Annotated in this window: 15 protein-coding genes; 12 read left to right on the top strand and 3 right to left on the bottom strand. The window is 71.0% G+C overall.

All coding sequences use genetic code 11. The features are described from left to right. The first annotated feature begins 81 nt into the window (after nt 1-81). Entirely contained in the window at nt 82-702 is a 621-nt protein-coding gene (locus ACZ6QO_RS22130) for an ACT domain-containing protein (protein ID WP_465853375.1), read from the top strand. Between the two features lie 91 nt (nt 703-793). Here the strand turns inward: ACZ6QO_RS22130 and ACZ6QO_RS22125 are convergent, their stop codons facing one another. Beyond that, nucleotides 794-2,092 carry an ABC transporter ATP-binding protein gene (locus tag ACZ6QO_RS22125; RefSeq protein ID WP_465853373.1) on the bottom strand — a complete coding sequence of 433 codons (1,299 nt, stop codon included), beginning with the start codon at nt 2,090-2,092 and terminating at the stop codon, nt 794-796. A gap of 418 nt (nt 2,093-2,510) precedes the next feature. Here ACZ6QO_RS22125 and ACZ6QO_RS22120 point away from each other — a divergent pair, with 418 nt between their 5' ends. Genes ACZ6QO_RS22120 through ACZ6QO_RS22100 form a run of 5 tightly spaced genes read left to right on the top strand, consistent with a single transcriptional unit; the run spans nt 2,511 to nt 8,378 of the window. Then, nucleotides 2,511-3,809 carry an extracellular solute-binding protein gene (locus ACZ6QO_RS22120; protein ID WP_465853371.1) on the top strand — a complete coding sequence of 433 codons (1,299 nt, stop codon included), beginning with the start codon at nt 2,511-2,513 and terminating at the stop codon, nt 3,807-3,809. A gap of 3 nt (nt 3,810-3,812) precedes the next feature. Then, nucleotides 3,813-4,808 carry a carbohydrate ABC transporter permease gene (locus tag ACZ6QO_RS22115; protein WP_465853369.1) on the top strand — a complete coding sequence of 332 codons (996 nt, stop codon included), beginning with the start codon at nt 3,813-3,815 and terminating at the stop codon, nt 4,806-4,808. Beyond that, on the top strand, nt 4,802-5,677 hold the full coding sequence (locus ACZ6QO_RS22110) for a sugar ABC transporter permease (RefSeq protein ID WP_465853367.1): 876 nt from the start codon (nt 4,802-4,804) through the stop codon (nt 5,675-5,677). Before ACZ6QO_RS22115 ends, ACZ6QO_RS22110 begins: the two co-directional genes overlap by 7 nt. Before the next feature lie 48 nt (nt 5,678-5,725). Then, on the top strand, nt 5,726-7,342 hold the full coding sequence (locus ACZ6QO_RS22105; RefSeq protein WP_465853365.1) for a glycoside hydrolase family 13 protein: 1,617 nt from the start codon (nt 5,726-5,728) through the stop codon (nt 7,340-7,342). A gap of 10 nt (nt 7,343-7,352) precedes the next feature. Then, the gene (locus tag ACZ6QO_RS22100) at nt 7,353-8,378 is read left to right on the top strand and encodes a LacI family DNA-binding transcriptional regulator (protein WP_465853364.1); all 1,026 of its coding nucleotides are present in this window, start codon (nt 7,353-7,355) and stop codon (nt 8,376-8,378) included. Between the two features lie 93 nt (nt 8,379-8,471). On the opposite strand, the gene ACZ6QO_RS22095 is transcribed toward ACZ6QO_RS22100, so the two are convergent. Beyond that, nucleotides 8,472-9,083 carry a TetR/AcrR family transcriptional regulator gene (locus ACZ6QO_RS22095; RefSeq protein ID WP_465853362.1) on the bottom strand — a complete coding sequence of 204 codons (612 nt, stop codon included), beginning with the start codon at nt 9,081-9,083 and terminating at the stop codon, nt 8,472-8,474. Between the two features lie 105 nt (nt 9,084-9,188). Here ACZ6QO_RS22095 and ACZ6QO_RS22090 point away from each other — a divergent pair, with 105 nt between their 5' ends. Both ACZ6QO_RS22090 and ACZ6QO_RS22085 read left to right on the top strand, forming a co-directional pair. Then, on the top strand, nt 9,189-9,998 hold the full coding sequence (locus tag ACZ6QO_RS22090) for a nuclear transport factor 2 family protein (RefSeq protein WP_465853360.1): 810 nt from the start codon (nt 9,189-9,191) through the stop codon (nt 9,996-9,998). Between the two features lie 183 nt (nt 9,999-10,181). Further along, a complete protein-coding gene (locus tag ACZ6QO_RS22085; RefSeq protein ID WP_465853358.1) occupies nt 10,182-10,313 on the top strand; it encodes a helix-turn-helix domain-containing protein in 132 nt (43 codons plus the stop codon). Nucleotides 10,314-10,374: 61 nt separating this feature from the next. On the opposite strand, the gene ACZ6QO_RS22080 is transcribed toward ACZ6QO_RS22085, so the two are convergent. Further along, nucleotides 10,375-11,796 carry an MFS transporter gene (locus ACZ6QO_RS22080; protein WP_465853357.1) on the bottom strand — a complete coding sequence of 474 codons (1,422 nt, stop codon included), beginning with the start codon at nt 11,794-11,796 and terminating at the stop codon, nt 10,375-10,377. A gap of 514 nt (nt 11,797-12,310) precedes the next feature. Between ACZ6QO_RS22080 and ACZ6QO_RS22075 the strand changes: the two genes are divergently transcribed. The 4 genes from ACZ6QO_RS22075 to ACZ6QO_RS22060 all read left to right on the top strand — a co-directional run bounded on the left by ACZ6QO_RS22075 (nt 12,311) and on the right by ACZ6QO_RS22060 (nt 17,820). Continuing rightward, entirely contained in the window at nt 12,311-13,765 is a 1,455-nt protein-coding gene (locus ACZ6QO_RS22075) for an MFS transporter (protein ID WP_465853355.1), read from the top strand. A gap of 168 nt (nt 13,766-13,933) precedes the next feature. Next, nucleotides 13,934-14,713, top strand: a complete 780-nt coding sequence (locus ACZ6QO_RS22070) for a GNAT family N-acetyltransferase (RefSeq protein WP_465853353.1) — start codon at nt 13,934-13,936, stop codon at nt 14,711-14,713. Between the two features lie 208 nt (nt 14,714-14,921). Beyond that, the gene (locus ACZ6QO_RS22065; protein ID WP_465853352.1) at nt 14,922-16,355 is read left to right on the top strand and encodes an MFS transporter; all 1,434 of its coding nucleotides are present in this window, start codon (nt 14,922-14,924) and stop codon (nt 16,353-16,355) included. 439 nt (nt 16,356-16,794) lie between these two features. Beyond that, entirely contained in the window at nt 16,795-17,820 is a 1,026-nt protein-coding gene (locus ACZ6QO_RS22060) for a glycoside hydrolase family 11 protein (protein WP_465853351.1), read from the top strand. Nucleotides 17,821-17,954 lie beyond the last annotated feature (134 nt).

Below are 17,954 nucleotides of genomic sequence, written 5' to 3'. Positions count from 1 at the left end.
GATGAAAGAAACAGGAGGTCGGCCCGTACATGTGGTCCGGCACGGCGTGCAGAGGCGGTGGTGAAGGTGCTGAGAGTCCGGGTGTCGCTACCTGACCGGCCGGGGGTCCTGGGGCAGGTCGCCCGGGCGTTCGGGGTGCTCGGCGCCGACATCCTCCAGGTCACGGTCCTGGAGCGCGAGGCCGGCCGGGCCGTCGACGACTTCACCCTGTCCTGGCCGGGCGGATTCGCCCCCGAGGAGCTGCGCGAGCGCCTGTCGGTCGTGCCGGGGGTGCGCATCGAGGGCGTGTGGCCGACCAGGGAGGCGCCCGGGGCGAGCCCCGACTACGACCTGCTCGGCCATGTCGTCTCCGACGCCGAGCGGGCGTTCGTCATGCTCGTCGACGCGGTGCCCGACCTGGTGAGCGCCGAGTGGGCCGTCGCCGTGGACTCCGGAACCGGCGCCGTCGTGCACGGCAGCTGGCAGGCCCCCGGCGTGGAGGAGATGCCCGACCTCACGCCGCTGCGGCCGTCGGCGTTCAGCGAGGGAGCGCTGCACCTGCTCAGCCTGCCGGTCAAGGCCGCGGGCCTGCACCTGGTCGTGGCACGCTCGCAGGGGCCGGCCTTCCACCAGGTGGAGCTCGACAAGGTCGCCCGGGTGGTCGAGATCATCGCCCTGCTCGCCGGCGCGACGGCGCACCGGCGGCCGGAACCGGCGGCCTGAGGTGGCAGCCGGGATAGGGCCGCGCCGTGGACGGAGCGGACCGGAGGCGGACGGTGACGGCGTTCTGCCGGAGGCCGGCGGTGACGGCGTCCTATCGGCGCGGCGGGTCGATGCGGTTGCCCTGCGTCGTGAACAGCATCAGCCTGCTGAGGTCCACGGCGACCCGGCCGACCTCGCCGGCGCGCCAGACCGGCCGGGAGCCGAGCCGGACGATGATGTCGGCGCGGCGGTGGTGGCCGCTGTTGGGGTTGGGCGTGTGCTCCTCGGCTTGGGGGGCCTCCTCCCCGCCGGACATCAGGCGCCGCATCATCGAGCGCACCCGGTGCGCCGCCCCGTTCACCGCGTGCCCGTTGCCGTTGGCGTGGCCGTTGACCGTCGTCGGGGTGGGTTCGGGAGCCGGCACGGCCGGGATGCCGACCTCCAGGTAGGCGAGCCATTCGTGCCCGTGGTACTCAAGGGCCCTGACCCTGCCGGTGAAGTGCGGGCCTTCCACGCCTTCGGGGATGGGCGTCAGCCCGTCGGGGCGGATGCCCACGATGATCTGGCTGCCGGTGTGCTGGGAGACTGCGTACGCCCGGGGGTCGGTCCAGGGCATCGTGATGTTGTGCAGCCCGAAATCAAGGGAGATGTACTGGTTCTGCGGGGTTCGCACCGTCGCTGACAGCAGGTTCAGCTGCTGTGAGCTGAGGAAGGCCGCCACGAAGGCGGTGGCCGGGTCGTTGTAAATCTGCCCCGGGGTGCCCACGTCCTGCAGGACGCCGCGGTTCATGATCGCGATGCGGTCGGCCAGCGTGAGCGCCTCGACCTGGTCGTGCGTGACGTAGATCGTCGTCACGCCGAGCGCGCGCACCAGCGACGAGATCTCCATGCGCAGCTCGGTGCGCATGCCGGCGTCCAGGTTCGACAGCGGCTCGTCCATGAGGAACAGCGAGGGCTGCCGGACGATGGCCCTGCCCATGGCGACGCGCTGGCGCTGCCCGCCGGAGAGCGTTCCAGGCCGGCGGTCCAGCGTCTCGTCGATGTGCAGGGCGCGGGAAAGCTCGACCACCCGCTCCCTGGCCATGTTCGGGTCGGCCTTGGCGATCTCCAGTGGGAAGGAGATGTTGCCCCGGACGGTGCGGTGGGGATAGAGGGCGCCGTTCTGGAAGACCATGGCCACGTCGCGGTCGCGAGGGGCGAGATCGTTGGCGTACTTCCCGTCGAGATAGAGCTCGCCGGCGGTTATCTCCTCCAGTCCGGCGATCATGCGCAACAGCGTGGACTTCCCGCATCCGGACGGCCCGAGCAGGACGAGCAACTCGCCCTCTTCCGCGCGCAGGCTCATTCGATCGACCGCGAGATGACCCCCCGGGTACACCTTTGTCACGCTGTCGAGAACGACGGTACTCATCGTCACTCGTTCCTCCCGGGCATCGCAGCCCGGATCCCAGCCGTCATTGTGATTGATGAGGTAGTACATCGCGTACTGGGGCACCGTGTCCATACGTGTGGTGATAAATCGCTCATCCTCCGATTACTTGACCGTTGGCTGTCCGTCGACGTCAGGACAGGCGCAAACACGCGGCGCCGCCGAGAGCCGCCGAGCATGGTCCCGGCCGCCCGCGACGGGCGTCGCTCACCTCCTCCGGCGCAGGTAATGCCGCGGCAATGACGGGCGTGTCACAATTTGCAGCAACTTTCCGAAACGCCTTTCATGTCAGTTCACACGCCTGTTACGTTCCGCGTACCCGGTCGGCGCGGCCGCCCGGCACGGACCGCCGGTGGCCACCCAACCTCATGGCAATGGAGCTGAGCAAGGAGTGCACACAATGCGGCGAGGCATCTCGGCCGCGGCGGCAGCCGCGGCGCTCGCGCTGGCGGTTTCCGCCTGCGGCGGCCAGGACACCCCCACCCCGTCGGCCGCCCCGACCGGCAGCGCCGACGCCTCGGCCGTCTCCGGCGAGGTGACCTGGTGGGACACCTCGGACGCGACCAACGAGGCGCCCGTCTTCCAGGAGCTGATCAAGGGCTTCCAGGCCGAGTACCCCAAAATCAAGGTCAACTACGTCAACGTGCCGTTCGCCGAGGCGCAGAACAAGTTCAAGACGGCGGCGCAGAGCGGCTCGGGCGCCCCTGACGTGCTGCGCGCCGAGGTCGGCTGGGTCGCAGAGTTCTCCTCCCTCGGCTACCTGGCCCCGCTGGACGGCACCCCGGCCCTCGACAAGCCGGAGGACTTCCTCGCCAGTCCCGCGAGCAGCGGCGAATACAACGGCAAGACCTACGCCGTTCCGCAGGTCACCGACACCCTCGGACTGCTGTACAACAAGGAGCTGCTGAAGAAGGCCGGTCACGACGCGCCGCCGAAGACCTTCGAGGAGCTCAAGCAGGTCGCGCTGGACGTGAAGTCCAAGTCCGGCGCCGGCGGGCTCGCCCTGAACGTGGACGCCTACTTCCTGCTGCCGTTCATCTACGGCGAGGGCGGCGACCTGCTCGACGTCGCGAGCAAGAAGATCACCGTCGCCTCGCCGCAGTCCACCGCGGGCGTGAAGATCGTCGAAGACCTGATCAAGTCCGGCGCCGCGACCAAGCCCGCCATCCAGGACAGCTACACCAACGCCGAGACCGCCTTCAAGGAAGGCAAGGTCGCGATGATCTTCAACGGTCCGTGGTCGAACACCGACAACCTCGGCGGCAAGGTCTTCAAGGACAATCCCGACAACTTCGGCATCGCCCCGGTGCCGGCCGGATCGGCCAAGGCCGGCGCCCCCACCGGCGGCCACGACTACGCGGTGTACGCGGGCTCCAAGAACCTGGACGCCTCCTACCTGTTCGTGCGGTACATGGACTCCGCCGAGAGCCAGGCCAAGGTCGCGGGCAAGCTCGGCCTGCTGCCCGCCCGCCAGTCGGCCTACACCATGCCCGACGCCGAGGCCAACGACATGATCGCCAAGTGGAAGGACCCCATGGCCGCGGCCGTCGAGCGTCCGTGGATCCCCGAGGGCGGCCAGCTGTTCCAGCCGCTGGTGGAGGGCTACCAGAAGATCGCCGCCGGCCAGAAGGACAGCGGCGCCGCGCTGCAGGACGTGGCCAAGGCCTACCAGGGCATCCTCAAGGGCTGGAGCCTGTGACCGATGACGACGCAGGTCGTTGAGGGCACGGCCTCGGGCGCTCCCGCCCGCGGCCGTGCCCGCCGTCCCCGGGGCCAGGGCGGGGCCGGACGCTTCCTCGCGCGTCACTGGTACGCGTGGGCGATGTGCGCGCCGGTCGTCATCGTGACGCTCGTGCTGATCGGCTATCCGCTGGCGCGCGGCGTCTACCTGTCGCTCACCGACGCGACCGAGGCCAACATGGGCCGCACGATCGGGATGAACGTCATCCCCTCGACCTACGAGTTCGTCGGCCTGTCCAACTACGTCACCATCGTCACCTCCAGCGAGTTCCTGTCCCGGCTCGGCTGGACGCTCACCTGGACCTTCATCTGCGTCGCCCTGCACTACGGCATCGGGCTCGGCCTCGCGCTGCTGCTCAACCGGCCGATGCGCTTCCGCTCGCTGTACCGCATGATGCTCGTGCTGCCGTGGGCGGTGCCGGCGTTCGTGTCGGCCTTCATCTGGCGCTACCTGCTCAACGGCGAGTTCGGCGTCGTCAACGCGATGCTGCGGGCCGCGGGCCTGGCCGGCGTCGACTGGCTGGACGACCCGCTGTGGGCCAAGGCGTCGGTCATCGCCGTCAACGTCTGGCTCGGCGTGCCGTTCATGATGCTCGCCCTGCTCGGCGGGCTGCAGGCCATCCCGCGCGAGCTGTACGAGGCCGCCGAGGTCGACGGCGCGACGCCGTGGCGGCGCTTCCGGCACATCACGCTGCCGGGGCTGCGGCCGGTGTCCAGCACGGTCGTGCTGCTCGGCACGATCTGGACCTTCAACCAGTTCCCCGTCATCTTCCTGGTGACGCGGGGCGGCCCCGGCGGGTCCAGCGAGATCCTCGTCACCTACGCCTACCGGCAGGCGTTCGAGGGCATCCGCAACTACTCCGGTTCGGCGGCGTGGGGCGTGCTCATCCTCGTCCTGCTCATCGTCATGGCCGTGGTCCACCGCCGGGCGCTGCGCCGGCAGGGGGAGGCATGGTGACCACGGCCACCCGCCCGAGCGGCCCTCGTGCCCGCGGCCGCGAGAGCCGCGGGCCCGGAAGATCGCTGGCCCTGCACGCCACGCTGGTCGTCGCGAGCGCCATCGCCGTCTTCCCCGTCCTGTGGCTGGTGCTGACCTCGATCAAGCCGAGGGACGCCTGGCAGACCTCCACGGTGGAGCTGTTCAACAACCCGAGCCTGGACAACTACGCCCAGGTGCTCGGGCAGACCGCCTTCCCGCGCTGGCTGTTCAACTCGCTGCTGGTCGCGGCGATGACCACCGTGCTCGGCGTGGTCCTGGCCGCCACCACCGGCTACGCGGTCAGTCGCTTCCGCTTCCCCGGCTTCCGGTCGATCATGTGGATGCTGCTGGTCACGCAGATGTTCCCCGTGGCGATCCTGATCGTGCCGATCTACAACCTGCTGGCCGGCCTGGGACTGATCAACCAGTTCCCCGGCCTGGTCATCGCCTACCTGACCTCGACCGTGCCGTTCTGCGCCTGGATGATGAAGGGATACTTCGACACCGTCCCCGGGGAGATAGACGAGGCGGGGCGGGTGGACGGGCTGACGCCGTTCGGCACCTTCTGGCGGCTCATCCTGCCGCTGTCCAAGCCCGGCCTCGCCGTCGCGGCGTTCTACTCCTTCATCACCGCCTGGGCGGAGGTCGCCTACGCGACCGCGTTCATGACCGGCGACGACAAGTACACGCTGGCGGTCGGGCTCGGGCAGTTCGTCGGCCAGCACAAGGCCGAGTGGGGGCTGCTGACCGCGTCCTCGGTGCTGATCGCCGTGCCGGCCGCGGTGGTCTTCCTGTTCGTCCAGCGCCACCTGGTCACCGGGCTCACCGCCGGGGCCACCAAAGCCTGACCTCATCGTGGTATCGGTTCTGAAATTTCGGAGAATCGGGGGATCCCAATGACAGACGTCGTCCGCGAAACCCGTCCCGTCCAGGCGGCCACCCGCTGGTGGCGGGACGCGGTGATCTACCAGGTGTACGTGCGCAGCTTCGCCGACGGGGACGGCGACGGGGTCGGCGACCTGCTGGGCGTGCGCAGCCGGCTGGACTACCTGGCCGAGCTGGGGGTGGACGCCCTGTGGCTGACGCCCTTCTACACCTCGCCGATGGCCGACTTCGGGTACGACGTCGCCGACTACCGGGACGTCGACCCGATCTTCGGCACGCTCGCCGACGCCCGCGCCCTGATCGACGACGCCCACCGGCACGGGATGCGCGTCATCATCGACGTGGTGCCCAACCACACCTCCGACCGCCACGCCTGGTTCCTCGCGGCCGTCGAGGCGGGGCCGGGCAGCCGCGAACGCGAGCGCTATATCTTCCGGCCGGGCAGGGGCGACGCGGGGGAGCTGCCGCCCAACGACTGGGAGTCGGTGTTCGGCGGCCCGGCGTGGACGCGGCTGCCCGACGGCGAGTGGTACCTGCACCTGTTCGCCGCCGAGCAGCCCGACCTCAACTGGGACGACCCCGAGGTGCGCGCCGAGTTCGAGGCCATCCTGCGCTTCTGGCTGGACCTGGGCGTCGACGGCTTCCGCGTCGACGTCGCCCACGGCATGGTCAAGGCCGCGGGACTGCCCGACATCGGGTCCGCCGGGCAGATCGAGCTGCTCGGCACCGCCGTCCTGCCCTACTTCGACCAGGACGGCGTCCACGAGATCCACCGGGCCTGGCGGCGGGTGCTGGACTCCTACGACGGCGAGCGCATCGGCGTGGCCGAGGCGTGGGCGCCCTCGCAGGAGCGCCTGGCCCACTACGTCCGCCCCGACGAGCTGCACCAGGCCTTCAACTTCCACTTCCTGAAGACGCCGTGGGACGCCGGGATGCTGCACGCGGTGATCGACGAGTCGCTCGCCACCGTCGGCCCGGTCGGCGCCCCGCCCACGTGGGTGCTGTCCAACCACGACGTCAAGCGGCACGTCACCCGGTACGGCGACGGCGAGCTCGGCCTGCGCCGCGCCCGCGCCGCCGCGCTGCTGATGTTCGCCCTGCCCGGCTCGGCCTACGTCTACCAGGGCGAGGAACTCGGCCTGCCCGAGGTGCTCGACCTGCCGGAAGAGGTCTGCCAGGACCCGCAGCGGCTGCGCCACCCCGAGCACGGACGGGACGGCTGCCGCGTCCCGATGCCGTGGGCGCACGCCGAGCCGCCCTTCGGCTTCAGCCCGCCCGGCATCGAGAAGACCTGGCTGCCGGTCCCGGCGTCCTGGGGGTCGCTCAGCGTGGAGTCCCAGCTCGGCGACCCGGCCTCGACCCTTCGGCTGTACCGCGAGGCGCTGCGGCTGCGGCACGAGCATCCCGCGCTCGGCGACGGCGCCCTCACCTGGCAGGAGTCGCCCGAAGGCACGCTGACGTTCACCAGGGACGACACCTTCGCCTGCACGGTCAACACCACCGGCGAGCCCGTCGAGCTGCCCCGGCCGGGCGCCCTGCTGCTGTCGAGCGCCCCCGTCGAGGTGAAGGGGGACGTGGTACGGCTCCCGCCGGACTCGGCCGCGTGGTGGGCACTCGGCGATGCGTAAAGTAACGGCCATGAACGGCAACGCGCGGCTCGCCGACATCGCGGCCCAGGCGGGGGTCAGCGAGGCCACGGTCAGCCGTGTCCTCAACGGCAGGTCCGGGGTGTCGGCGAACACCCGCCAGCTCGTGCTCACGGCGCTCGACCTCATCGGGTACGAGCGCCCGCAGCGGCTGCGCCAGCGCAGCAACGGCCTCATCGGGCTGGTCACCCCCGAGCTGGACAACCCGATCTTCCCGGCGTTCGCCCAGGCCATCGAGAAGTCGCTGACACAGCACGGGTACACCCCCGTGCTGTGCACGCAGAGCCCGGGCGGCGCCCCCGAGGACGAGTACACCGAGCTGCTGCTGGAGCGCGACGTCAGCGGCATCGTCTTCGTCTCGGGCCTGCACGCCGACACCACCGCCCGGATGGACCGATACACCCGGCTCACCGACCGGGGGCTGCCCATCGTCCTGGTCGACGGCTACAGCGAGCACATCGCCGCGCCGTTCATCTCGCCGGACGACCGCATGGCCGCCCGGCTGGCCGTGCAGCACCTGGTCGACCTCGGCCACGAGCGCATCGGCCTGGCGCTCGGCCAGCGGCGCTTCGTCCCGGTCATCCGGAAGATCGAGGGCTTCGCGCAGGCGATGTCGCACCTGCTCGGCGTCTCCGACTGCGAAGAGCTGATCCAGCACTCGCTGTTCTCCGTGGAGGGCGGCCAGGCCGCCGCCTCGGCGCTCATCGGGCGCGGCTGCACCGGCATCGTCTGCGCCAGCGACCTCATGGCGCTCGGCGCCATCCGCGCCGCCCGAGAGCGCGGCCTGTCGGTGCCCGGCGACGTCTCGGTCGTCGGGTTCGACGACTCGCCGCTGATCGCCTTCACCGACCCGCCGCTCACCACCGTGCGCAAGCCCATCGGCCCGATGGCCTCCGCGGCGGTGCAGACCCTGCTGGAGGAGATCGGCGGCGCCCCGCCCAAGAACATAGAGCTGGTCTTCCAGCCCGAACTGGTAGTCCGCGGCTCCACCGGCTCCGGCCCCCTCGTCAACCGCTGACCCGACGCCACGGTCCTCGCCTACGGCTCGGGCCGCACTCCCCAGGGCTCCCTTCGCCCCCCCGCAAGGCGCAAGCCTCGGCGCGTGGGCTGGTCATCGTCGGAGGTCGTGGTGGCGTAGTCCGTTCATGAGGAGGGTGAGCAGGCGGTCGGCCTGGGCCGGGGGGTTCGGGGCGTCCTGGGCGGCCCAGGCGATGGCGCCGATCATCTTCAGCACGTCCGCGCCGTCGGCGTCCGGGACCACCACCCCTGATCGCCGCGCCCGCTCCAGCAGCGCCGTCCCCGCCTTGAACATCTCCGCGTGCCAGGCTGACACCGGGCCGTTCTCGCGGGCGAGCGCCGAGTTCATCACGGCGGCCGCCAGGCCTCGATAGGTCAAGGCGTGCATGATCGCGGCACGCAGCCAGGCGGACACCGCGTCGAACGCGTCCTCGGCCGTCAGCAGCTCGCGGCCGAGGCCGACCAGCTCGGATATCTGCTCGGCGAGCACCGCCTCGATGAGATCGAGCCGCGTGGGGAAGTGCCGGTACAGCGTGCCGCTGGCCACCCCTGCCCGCCGGGCGATCTCGTCCAGCGAGGCGTCCACGCCGGACTCGGCGAACGCGATTCTCGCCTGCCCGACCAGCCGCTCGTAGTTGCGCCGGGCGTCCGCACGCATCGGCCGCCCGGCACGCGGCCGCGCATCGTGACCTTCCAGCGCGATCACCACACCCTTGCTAACCGGGGACACAGTCCGTTACCGTGCCCAACTAACCGGACCATGCCTCATCTTAGCTGGCATGGCTCATCCCGAAGCCTGGAGGGCCGCCCGATGGCGCTGTCGGAACAAGACCGCATCGACATCAACGACCTGATCAACCTGCACGGCCACTTCGTCGACGCCGGCGACCTGGACGCGGCGGGTGAGCTGTTCACCCCGGACGCCGTCTATGACATGCACGACTTCGGCCTCGGCTCGGTGCACGGGACCGCGGCCATGCGCGAGGCCGCGCTCGCGCTGGGCGACGCGAACCCGGTCGGCCATCACGTCACCAACATCGTGATCACTCCGGTCGACGACGGCTCGGTGCGGGTGCGATCCAAGGGGATCGGCATCAAGGCCGACGGAACGGCCGGCAGCGTCGTCTACGACGACATCGTCACGCGCCGGCCGGACGGCTGGAAGATCGAATATCGCAAGCTGACCGCCAGGCGGGCGCCGCTCGGCGGGCGGAAGGCCGGCGCGCGCGAGGTTCTGGAGCTTTTTCGCCAGGCCGCTGTCAGCCGGTCCGCCGACGACATGAGCCGTCTGTACGCGATCGACGCGGTGCACGAGTTCCCGTTCACCGCCCCGGGCTTGCCGTCCCGGCTTGAGGGCCGGGACGAGATCGTGAACTGGATGACCGCGGGCTGGAAGGCCGACGGGCTGAGGTATGAGCGTTACCGCACTCTGGCCGTGCACGAGACCGGCGACCCCGAAACGATCATCGTCGAGCAGGAGGCGCTCGGGACCGGCGCCTCCACCGGCGAGTTCGCGCTCCCCAACATCGTCGTCCTCACTGTGCGGGAGGGGGAGATCACCCATCTGCGCGACTACGTGAACATTCTGGCGGCCTCGGCCGCCGTGGGACGCGGCGTGTGAACCGGTACGGTCCTGTCCGCCGGTCAGCCGGCCGCTAGGCTCGTCCCGTGGCCGACCCCCAGCACGGGCGGGCAGGCCGGCCAGGCCGGGGGCGCGGGCGTCATCGGCACGGGGACCTTCACCGGAGTTCCCCACGCGCCCGCCGCCGGGGCCGCCGTTCAGGGACGGCGCGGGCGGCCAGGGGTGATGAGCCCGGAAATGGCGGACACGGCCCGGCGCATGCGCGCCGCCGGCGGCACCGCCGCCGAGATCGCCGCGGTGCTCGGCGTCTCCCGCGCCACCGTGTACCGCCACCTTCCCGAAGCCGACCAGTAGTGAGACGATCCGAACTCGCGATGCCGCCGGCGGACTCAGGGGCTGTTCGTCGAGGTCGCCATCAGGTCGCGGAACCTTGCGCGGTAAGCCGATCCTGGCCCACGGCCGCGGGCTCGGCGGGCGGGCGCGTGCGCAGGAGCGTGAGGACCGACAGGGCGCTGAGCGCCGCCGCCACGGCGACCGCCGCCCGCATCCCCGCCGGCTCATAGGAGAGGGCCGACCACACCAGCGTGGCCAGCGCGGGCCCCAAGGCGAACCCCATCGTGCGGGCGAGGCTGGTCGAGGAGCCGGTGGTCGTCAGCAGCGGCGGCGGCGCGTGGGTCATCGCCATCGCCATGTTGGGCGCGTTGAACAGGCCGTTCCCGCCGCCGGCCAGCGCCAGCCGCCAGGCCAGATCGGCGAGGCTCCAGGAGGGGTCCATCGGCAGGAGAAGGACCAGGCCGACGGTGAACAGGGAGGCGCCCAGGACGGCGGTCCTGCGGGAACCCCACCAGTCGCCCAGGAAGCCGCCGACGGGTCCCATCACGGCCATGCCGGCGGGGAAGGCCAAGATCGTGAGGCCGACGGCCGACAACGGCTCGCCGAGCTCGCGTCGCATGAAGTACGGGGTGATGAAGAACACGGTGCCGATGGCCGTCGCGGCCATGAGGAGCGCGACATGCGGTCCCGCCTCACCGGGAGCGCGTAAGAGATCGCGGACGGCGGCGCTGGCCGGCAGGCGCCGCCACAGCAGGAGCAGCGGCACGGAGACGAGCGCGAGCGTCGTCCACCCCGGACCCGCCCCGGCCGTGAGGGACAGGGCGAGCAGGAGCGCGGCGACCGCCGCGCTGAGCAGTACGGCCTCGGCCAGCCACCGGCGGTCCGGCATCCGCAAAGGCGCGCCGGCGGGCAGCGCGCGCAGTCCGACCGCCATCACCAGGACGCTCACCGGGACGTTCACGAAGAAGATCCACGGCCAGCCCAGCACCTCGACGGCCATGCCGCCCAGCCCCGGCCCGCTGATCAGCCCGAGCGGGCCGAGGGTCGTGATCAGTCCCATCGCGCGGCCGCGCGCCCGCGGCCGGACGGCCGTGGTGGCCAGCGCCGGGACCAGCGAGAACAGCAGCGCGCCGAAGATCCCCTGGGCCAGCCGCGCGGCCACCAGCCACGCCAGGCCGGGCGCGAACCCGGCCGCGGCGCTCGCCAGGGCGAAGCCGGTGAGCGAGAACACCAGGGCGGGGCGCCGGCCGACGCCGTCCAGCCAGCGGCCGCTCGGCAGCGCCAGCCCGGCGAGGGGCAGCAGATAGGCGAGCATGACCCACTCGGTCATGCTGGTGGCGATCTCCAGATCACGTTCGATCGCCGGCAGCGCGACATTGACGATGCTCATGTCCACCGACGCCATGAACACGGCCAGGCCGGCGGCGATCACCAGCCACCATTGGTCGCGTTCCGCGCCGGCCTGCGCTGACGGGCTCCCGCGACGATCGGTTCCCTCGGGCATGGCACGACCTCCCTGGTCTCGGCGGGCCTTGGCCCGGCTCTCGCTCGCCCGAGGCGACGGGCGAGGCGTCAGTGCGCCCCCCCGCCGCACGGCGGCCCGCTCGGCCATCGCCCGCGCGAAACTGCCCGGTCCGAACAGAGAGCAGGGCGTCGTGCCGGTTCCTGCGGGGGACGGGAAACGCATACTCGGACGGTACATCAAATTGAATTGATGAATCAATCCGATTTGATGTACCGTCCCGACCGTGACGTCATCCGATCGGACCGCCCCGCCGCCGGCCATCCGGCCGGCTCGCCCGTCCTCGAACGCACCTCGCGCCGGGAGGCCGAGCCGTCACCTCATCCGAACCGCTCACCTTCGCGGGACGGGTCGTCTCACCCTCGTCGGGGGGCTTCGTTAGGGGGCGTCCTTCCTGGGTAGCGAGGGGTGCCGTAGTCGCTGCCGGGCAGGCCCAACATGGCGGCCGTCCGTCCGGGCAGTTCGGAAGCTAGGGCGGGTCAACATGTCAGATGTCGTGCGAACGCTGGTCCCGGCGCGCCTGGACCGGTTGCCGTGGTCGCGGTTCCACACCAGGCTGGTCGTCGCCCTCGGGGTGGCGTGGGTGCTGGACGGGATGGAGATCACGATCGCCAGCGCGATCGGGTCGGTCCTGCAGGACAGGGGGACGCTCGCACTCTCGGCCGTGGAGGTGGGGTTCACCGCCACGGTCTATCTGATCGGCCAGGTCGCGGGCGCGCTGGTGTTCGGGCGGCTGTCGGACCGGTTCGGCAGGCGCAAGCTGTTCATCCTGACGCTCGCGCTCTACCTCGCCGCCAACGGCATCACCGCGTTCTCGCCGAACCTCGCCTTCCTGCTGATCTTCCGGTTCTTCGCCGGAGCCGGCATCGGTGGCGAGTACGCCGCCATCCATTCGGCCATCGACGAACTGATCCCGTCGCGCTATCGCGGCCGGGTCGACCTCGCGGTGAGCGGCACGTACTGGCTGGGCGCCATCATCGGCACCATCAGCACCTACATCCTGCTCAACCCCGACATCCTGCCGCTGAACCTGGGCTGGCGCCTCGGGCTGCTGATCGGACCGGTGCTCGGCGCGATGATCTGGGTGCTGCGCCGCCACCTGCCCGAGAGCCCGCGATGGCTGCTCATGCACGGCAGGATCGAGGAGGCCGAGCAGGCCGTCGAATCGGTGGAGCGGGCCGTCGCCGCCGGCGGCCGTACGCTGCCGCCCGTCGACGAGGACAAGGCGCTGGAACTGCGCCCGCACGGCTCCCCGTCCTACCGGGAGATCGCGCGGGTGGTGCTGCGCGACTACCCGACCCGGACCCTTCTCGGCGTGACCATGATGATCAGCCAGTCGTTCCTGTACAACGCGATCTTCTTCACCTACGTGCTGGTGCTGAACACCTTCTACGGCGTGTCCCCCAGCGACGCCTCCAAGTACCTGCTGGTGTTCGCGGTGGGCAACCTGGCCGGGCCGTTCATCCTCGGGCCGCTGTTCGACACCATCGGACGCCGTCCGATGATCTCCAGCACGTACATCGTGTCGGGGCTGCTGCTGGCGTTCACCGGCTGGCTGTTCAAGCAAGGAGTGCTGACGGCGGGCACGCAGACGCTGCTGTGGTCGGTCATCTTCTTCGTGGCCTCGGCGGCGGCCAGTTCGGGATACCTGACGGTCAGCGAGCTGTTCCCGCTGGAGATCAGGGCGCTGGTCATCGCGTTGTTCTTCTCCGTCGCCCAGGGTTTCGGCTCGCTCGGCCCCACGGTCTTCGGCGCGCTCATCGGCGACCAGGCCCAGCCCGACCCCACCCGCCTGTTCTACGGCTACCTGTTCGCCTCGGCGCTGATGGTCGGCGCGGGGCTGGTGGCGTGGTTCTTCGCGGTGAAGGCGGAGCGCCGGTCGCTGGAGGACCTCGCCCCCTCGCTGTCGATGCTGGACGCCACCAAGCGCAGCACGGCGGCGGCCGGCTGAACCGGTCCCGTCCGGAACCCGCCCCTGGCCGCCGTCCGCGCCGCCCTCCGCCGGGCCGTCCGGCCTCGCCGTCCGGGCGGTCGGCCCGGGCCGCGGGGCCGGACGCCGGCGAAACGGACAGGTGTGGTGCTTGTCGGTCAAATTGGGGCGCATCGGTAGGGTTCTCGCGTGGTAACAACGCAGATCGACGACACCGCGGCCGCCGTGTGGATGGACGCGATGAGACTGTTCACCCGGACGCAGCCGAGCGGTTTCCACCGCGACGGCGCCCACGGGACGTCCGAGGTCGTCACGGGCGTCGCCGTGCCGCTGCTGAACGGGGTGTTCAGCGTCGCGCGGGAGGCCGACGCGGACGAGATCGCCGCCTTCGCCGGCTCGCCCGACCTGCGTTCGGTCCCGTGGAGCATCCAGGTGCGGGGCGAGCGGTTCGACCCGCGCGTCGCGGACACGGCCGCCGCTCACGGCCTGGAGCGGCGGTCCACGCTGCCCTTCATGACCAAGCGGCTCTCCGAGGACGACGTGCGGGCCGGGGAGTCAGGGGAGTCCGGTCCGTCGCGGGTCCGCCCGGTCGCCGGGGACGAGGGAGAGCTGTACCAGCGCACGCTGGCCGCCGGGTACGAGGGGCCGCCGGAGCTGTTCGCGCCGATGAGCACCCGGTCGGTCCTCGACCACCCCGCCATGCGGGCGTACATCGCGGAGGAGGCGGGCGAGCCGGTGGCCACCGCGTTCGGCGTCTTCCTCGGCGACCACGTGGCGGTGTTCAACATCGCCGTCCCGCCGTCGCACCGGCGGCGCGGGCACGGCAGGGCGGCGACGGCGGCGGTGCTGCGCGACGGGTACGCGGCCGGGGCGCGCACCGCGTTCCTGCACGCCAGCCCGATGGGCGTTCCGCTCTACCAGGACATGGGCTTCCGCATCGCCGAGCAGTGGACGGCCTTCACCCCCTGACCCGGCCGCGCCCCGCCCCGGCCGACGGCGTCCCGGCCGGCGGCGTCCCGGCCGGCGGCGTCCCGGCCGGCGGCGTCCCGGCCGGCGGCGTCCCGGCCGGCGGCGTCCCGGGCGGCGGCGTCCCGCGCGGCCGGGCGCGCCCGCATCTCCCGGCCGCGCGGCAGCAAGATCCATCGCGTAGCGCCACGGGTCGCTACGCTCGGTGACCATGGAGAGGGTAGTCCGCAGTATGGTGCCCGCCCGGCTCGACCGGTTGCCGTGGTCGCGGTTCCACACGCGGCTGGTCGTCGCGCTCGGGGTGGCATGGGTGCTGGACGGGATGGAGATCACGATCGCCAGCGCCGTCGGCTCCGTCCTGCGGGACACGCGGACGCTCGGGCTCTCGGCCGTCGAGGTCGGGTTCACCGCCACGGTGTACCTGATCGGTGAGGTCATCGGGGCACTGGTGTTCGGGCGGCTGTCGGACCGGTTCGGCAGGCGCAAGCTGTTCATCCTGACCCTGGGGCTGTACCTGGTGGCCAACGGCATCACCGCGTTCTCGCCGAACCTCGCCTTTCTGCTGTTCTTCCGCTTCCTGGCCGGCGCGGGCATCGGCGGCGAATACTCGGCCATCCACTCCGCCATCGACGAGCTCATCCCCTCCCACTACCGGGGCCGGGTCGACCTGGCCGTCAGCGGGACGTACTGGCTGGGGGCGATGGTGGGCACGGCGAGCACCTACGTGCTGCTCGACCCCGACATCCTGCCGATCGACGTGGGATGGCGGGTCGGGCTGCTCATCGGCCCGGCGCTCGGCGTGGCCATCTGGGCGCTGCGCCGGCACCTGCCGGAAAGTCCCCGATGGCTGCTCATGCACGGCAGGCGGGAGGAGGCCGAGCGCGCCACCGCGGGCATCGAGGAGGCCGTCCGCCGCGGCGGGGGCGCCGTGCCGCCGGTGGATCCCGGCAGGGCCATGGACTTCCGCCCGCACGGCGCGCCGTCCTACCGGGAGATCCTGCGGGTGGTGCTGCGGCAGTACCCCCGGCGGACCGTCCTCGGCGCGACGCTCATGATGAGCCAGTCGTTCTTCTACAACGCGATCTTCTTCACCTACGTGCTCGTGCTGAGCACCTTCTACGGCATCGCCCCGCACGACGCCTCGAAGTTCCTGTTCGCGTTCGCGGTGGGCAACCTGGCCGGGCCCATCCTGCTGGGACGGTTCTTCGACACCCTCGGCCGCCGGGTGATGATCTCCAGCACCTATCTCGTCTCCGGGGCGCTGCTCGCCGTGACGGCATGGCTGTTCAAGCAGGGAGTGCTGACGGCGGTCACGCAGACGCTGCTGTGGTCGGTGATCTTCTTCGTCGCCTCGGCGGCGGCCAGTTCGGGGTACCTGACGGTCAGCGAGCTGTTCCCGCTGGAGATCAGGGCGCTGGCCATCGCGCTGTTCTTCTCCGTCGCCCAGGGTTTCGGCTCGCTCGGCCCCACGGTCTTCGGCGCGCTGATCGGCGACCGCGCGCATCCGGACCCGGTCCGGCTGTTCTACGGCTACTCCTTCGCCGCCGCGATGATGCTGTCCGCCGGGGTGGTGGCGCTGTTCCTCGCGGTCGACGCCGAGCGCAGACCGCTGGAGGAGGTGACCCGCCCGCTCTCCGTCACCTGAGCCCGGCGCGGCGCCGCGGGAGACGCGCGGCTCGCGTCGCGAAAAGCGGCGCCGCGGGGGACGGCGCGCCGCACACCGCAAGATTCGGGGAAAAGCCGAAACTTTCATCGTCTGGCCTGGCGAACGATCGGCTGGACAGGGTCAGTGGGCAGGTGAAACGCCAGTTCAGGCGGAGAACGGCGGGTCGCAATCTTTCGGGAATCGTTGACAGCCTGACAAGGCGCACGAAGACTGTCGCCATCGACAGACCCGGCCACTGTCGATCCGGGTCACCTGCCGCGACCCGGTCCTCCGGTCGCCGATGCATGACGACCGGCCAACCTCCGCCGCGTCGTACGACGCCGGCGTGCGGCGGTCGCCGCCCTGACCGCCGAGAGCCACGCAGGCTCGTATCACGCTGCCTGGCCCCCCGCCAGCCTCACGAGGAGGAAGCGCGCACATGTACCACGTCCCCACCCGTCCGAGAAGCCGCGGAGGCGGCCGCGCCTGGCAACTCGCCGGCCGTGCCTTCGCCGTAGTGCTGGTAGCGGTCATAACGATGCTGCCCGGCACCGCCCACGCGGCCGTCACGACGAACCAGACCGGCACCAACAACGGTTACTTCTACTCCTTCTGGACCGACAGCCAGGGCACCGTGTCCATGGAACTCGGGTCCGGCGGCAACTACAGCACCTCATGGCGCAACACGGGCAACTTCGTCGCCGGCAAGGGCTGGAGCACCGGTGGACGCAGGACCGTGAACTACTCGGGCAGCTTCAACCCGTCCGGCAACGCGTACCTGACCCTCTACGGGTGGACGAGGAACCCGCTCGTGGAGTACTACATCGTCGACAACTGGGGCACCTACCGGCCCACCGGCACCTACAAGGGCACGGTCACCAGCGACGGCGGCACCTACGACGTCTACCAGACCACCCGGTACAACGCCCCCTCCATCGAGGGCAACAAGACGTTCAACCAGTACTGGAGCGTCCGGCAGCAGAAGAAGACCGGCGGCACCATCACCGCGGGCAACCACTTCGACGCATGGTCCCGGTACGGAATGAACCTGGGCAGCCATGACTACATGATCCTCGCCACCGAGGGCTACCAGAGCAGCGGAAGCTCCAACATCACCATGGGCGAAGGCAGCGGTGGCGGCGGCGGTGGCGGCGGTGGCGGTGGCGGTGGCGGCGGTGGCGGTGGCGGCGGTGGCGGTGGCGGCTGCACCGCATCGCTGTCCGCCGGCCAGTCGTGGAGCGACCGCTACAACCTCAACGTCGCGGTCTCCGGCTCCAGCAACTGGACCGTCACGATGAACATCCCGTCCCCCGCGAAGGTCCTGAGCACCTGGAACATCAGCGCCAGCTACCCCAGCGCGCAGCAACTGGTCGCCAGGCCCAACGGCAGCGGCAACAACTTCGGCGTCACGATCCAGCACAACGGCAACTGGAACTGGCCCTCGGTCTCCTGCAGCGCGGGCTGACCTCCGGACCTGACCTCCAGAACACCGCGAACCGTGGGGGGGGGGGGGGGGGGGGGAGGGGAGGGGGGGGGGGGGGGGGGGGGGGGGGGTCCTCCCCCCGTAGCCCACGCCCCTTCTCCCCGCGAGCTATAAAC

It is taken from the genome of Sphaerisporangium sp. NPDC049457 (assembly GCF_055586705.1).
The sequence above is the reverse complement of the archived record's forward strand: the minus strand, read 5'-3'. Positions and strand labels throughout refer to the sequence as shown.

Coding starts and splice junctions, on each gene's coding strand:
- ACZ6QO_RS22060 (WP_465853351.1), top strand. CDS start 16,795: ATGTACCACGTCCCCACCCGTCCGAGAAGCCGCGGAGGCGGCCGCGCC.
- ACZ6QO_RS22120 (WP_465853371.1), top strand. CDS start 2,511: ATGCGGCGAGGCATCTCGGCCGCGGCGGCAGCCGCGGCGCTCGCGCTG.
- ACZ6QO_RS22115 (WP_465853369.1), top strand. CDS start 3,813: ATGACGACGCAGGTCGTTGAGGGCACGGCCTCGGGCGCTCCCGCCCGC.
- ACZ6QO_RS22110 (WP_465853367.1), top strand. CDS start 4,802: ATGGTGACCACGGCCACCCGCCCGAGCGGCCCTCGTGCCCGCGGCCGC.
- ACZ6QO_RS22105 (WP_465853365.1), top strand. CDS start 5,726: ATGACAGACGTCGTCCGCGAAACCCGTCCCGTCCAGGCGGCCACCCGC.
- ACZ6QO_RS22125 (WP_465853373.1), bottom strand. CDS start 2,092: ATGAGTACCGTCGTTCTCGACAGCGTGACAAAGGTGTACCCGGGGGGT.
- ACZ6QO_RS22065 (WP_465853352.1), top strand. CDS start 14,922: ATGGAGAGGGTAGTCCGCAGTATGGTGCCCGCCCGGCTCGACCGGTTG.
- ACZ6QO_RS22080 (WP_465853357.1), bottom strand. CDS start 11,796: ATGCCCGAGGGAACCGATCGTCGCGGGAGCCCGTCAGCGCAGGCCGGC.
- ACZ6QO_RS22100 (WP_465853364.1), top strand. CDS start 7,353: ATGAACGGCAACGCGCGGCTCGCCGACATCGCGGCCCAGGCGGGGGTC.
- ACZ6QO_RS22090 (WP_465853360.1), top strand. CDS start 9,189: ATGGCGCTGTCGGAACAAGACCGCATCGACATCAACGACCTGATCAAC.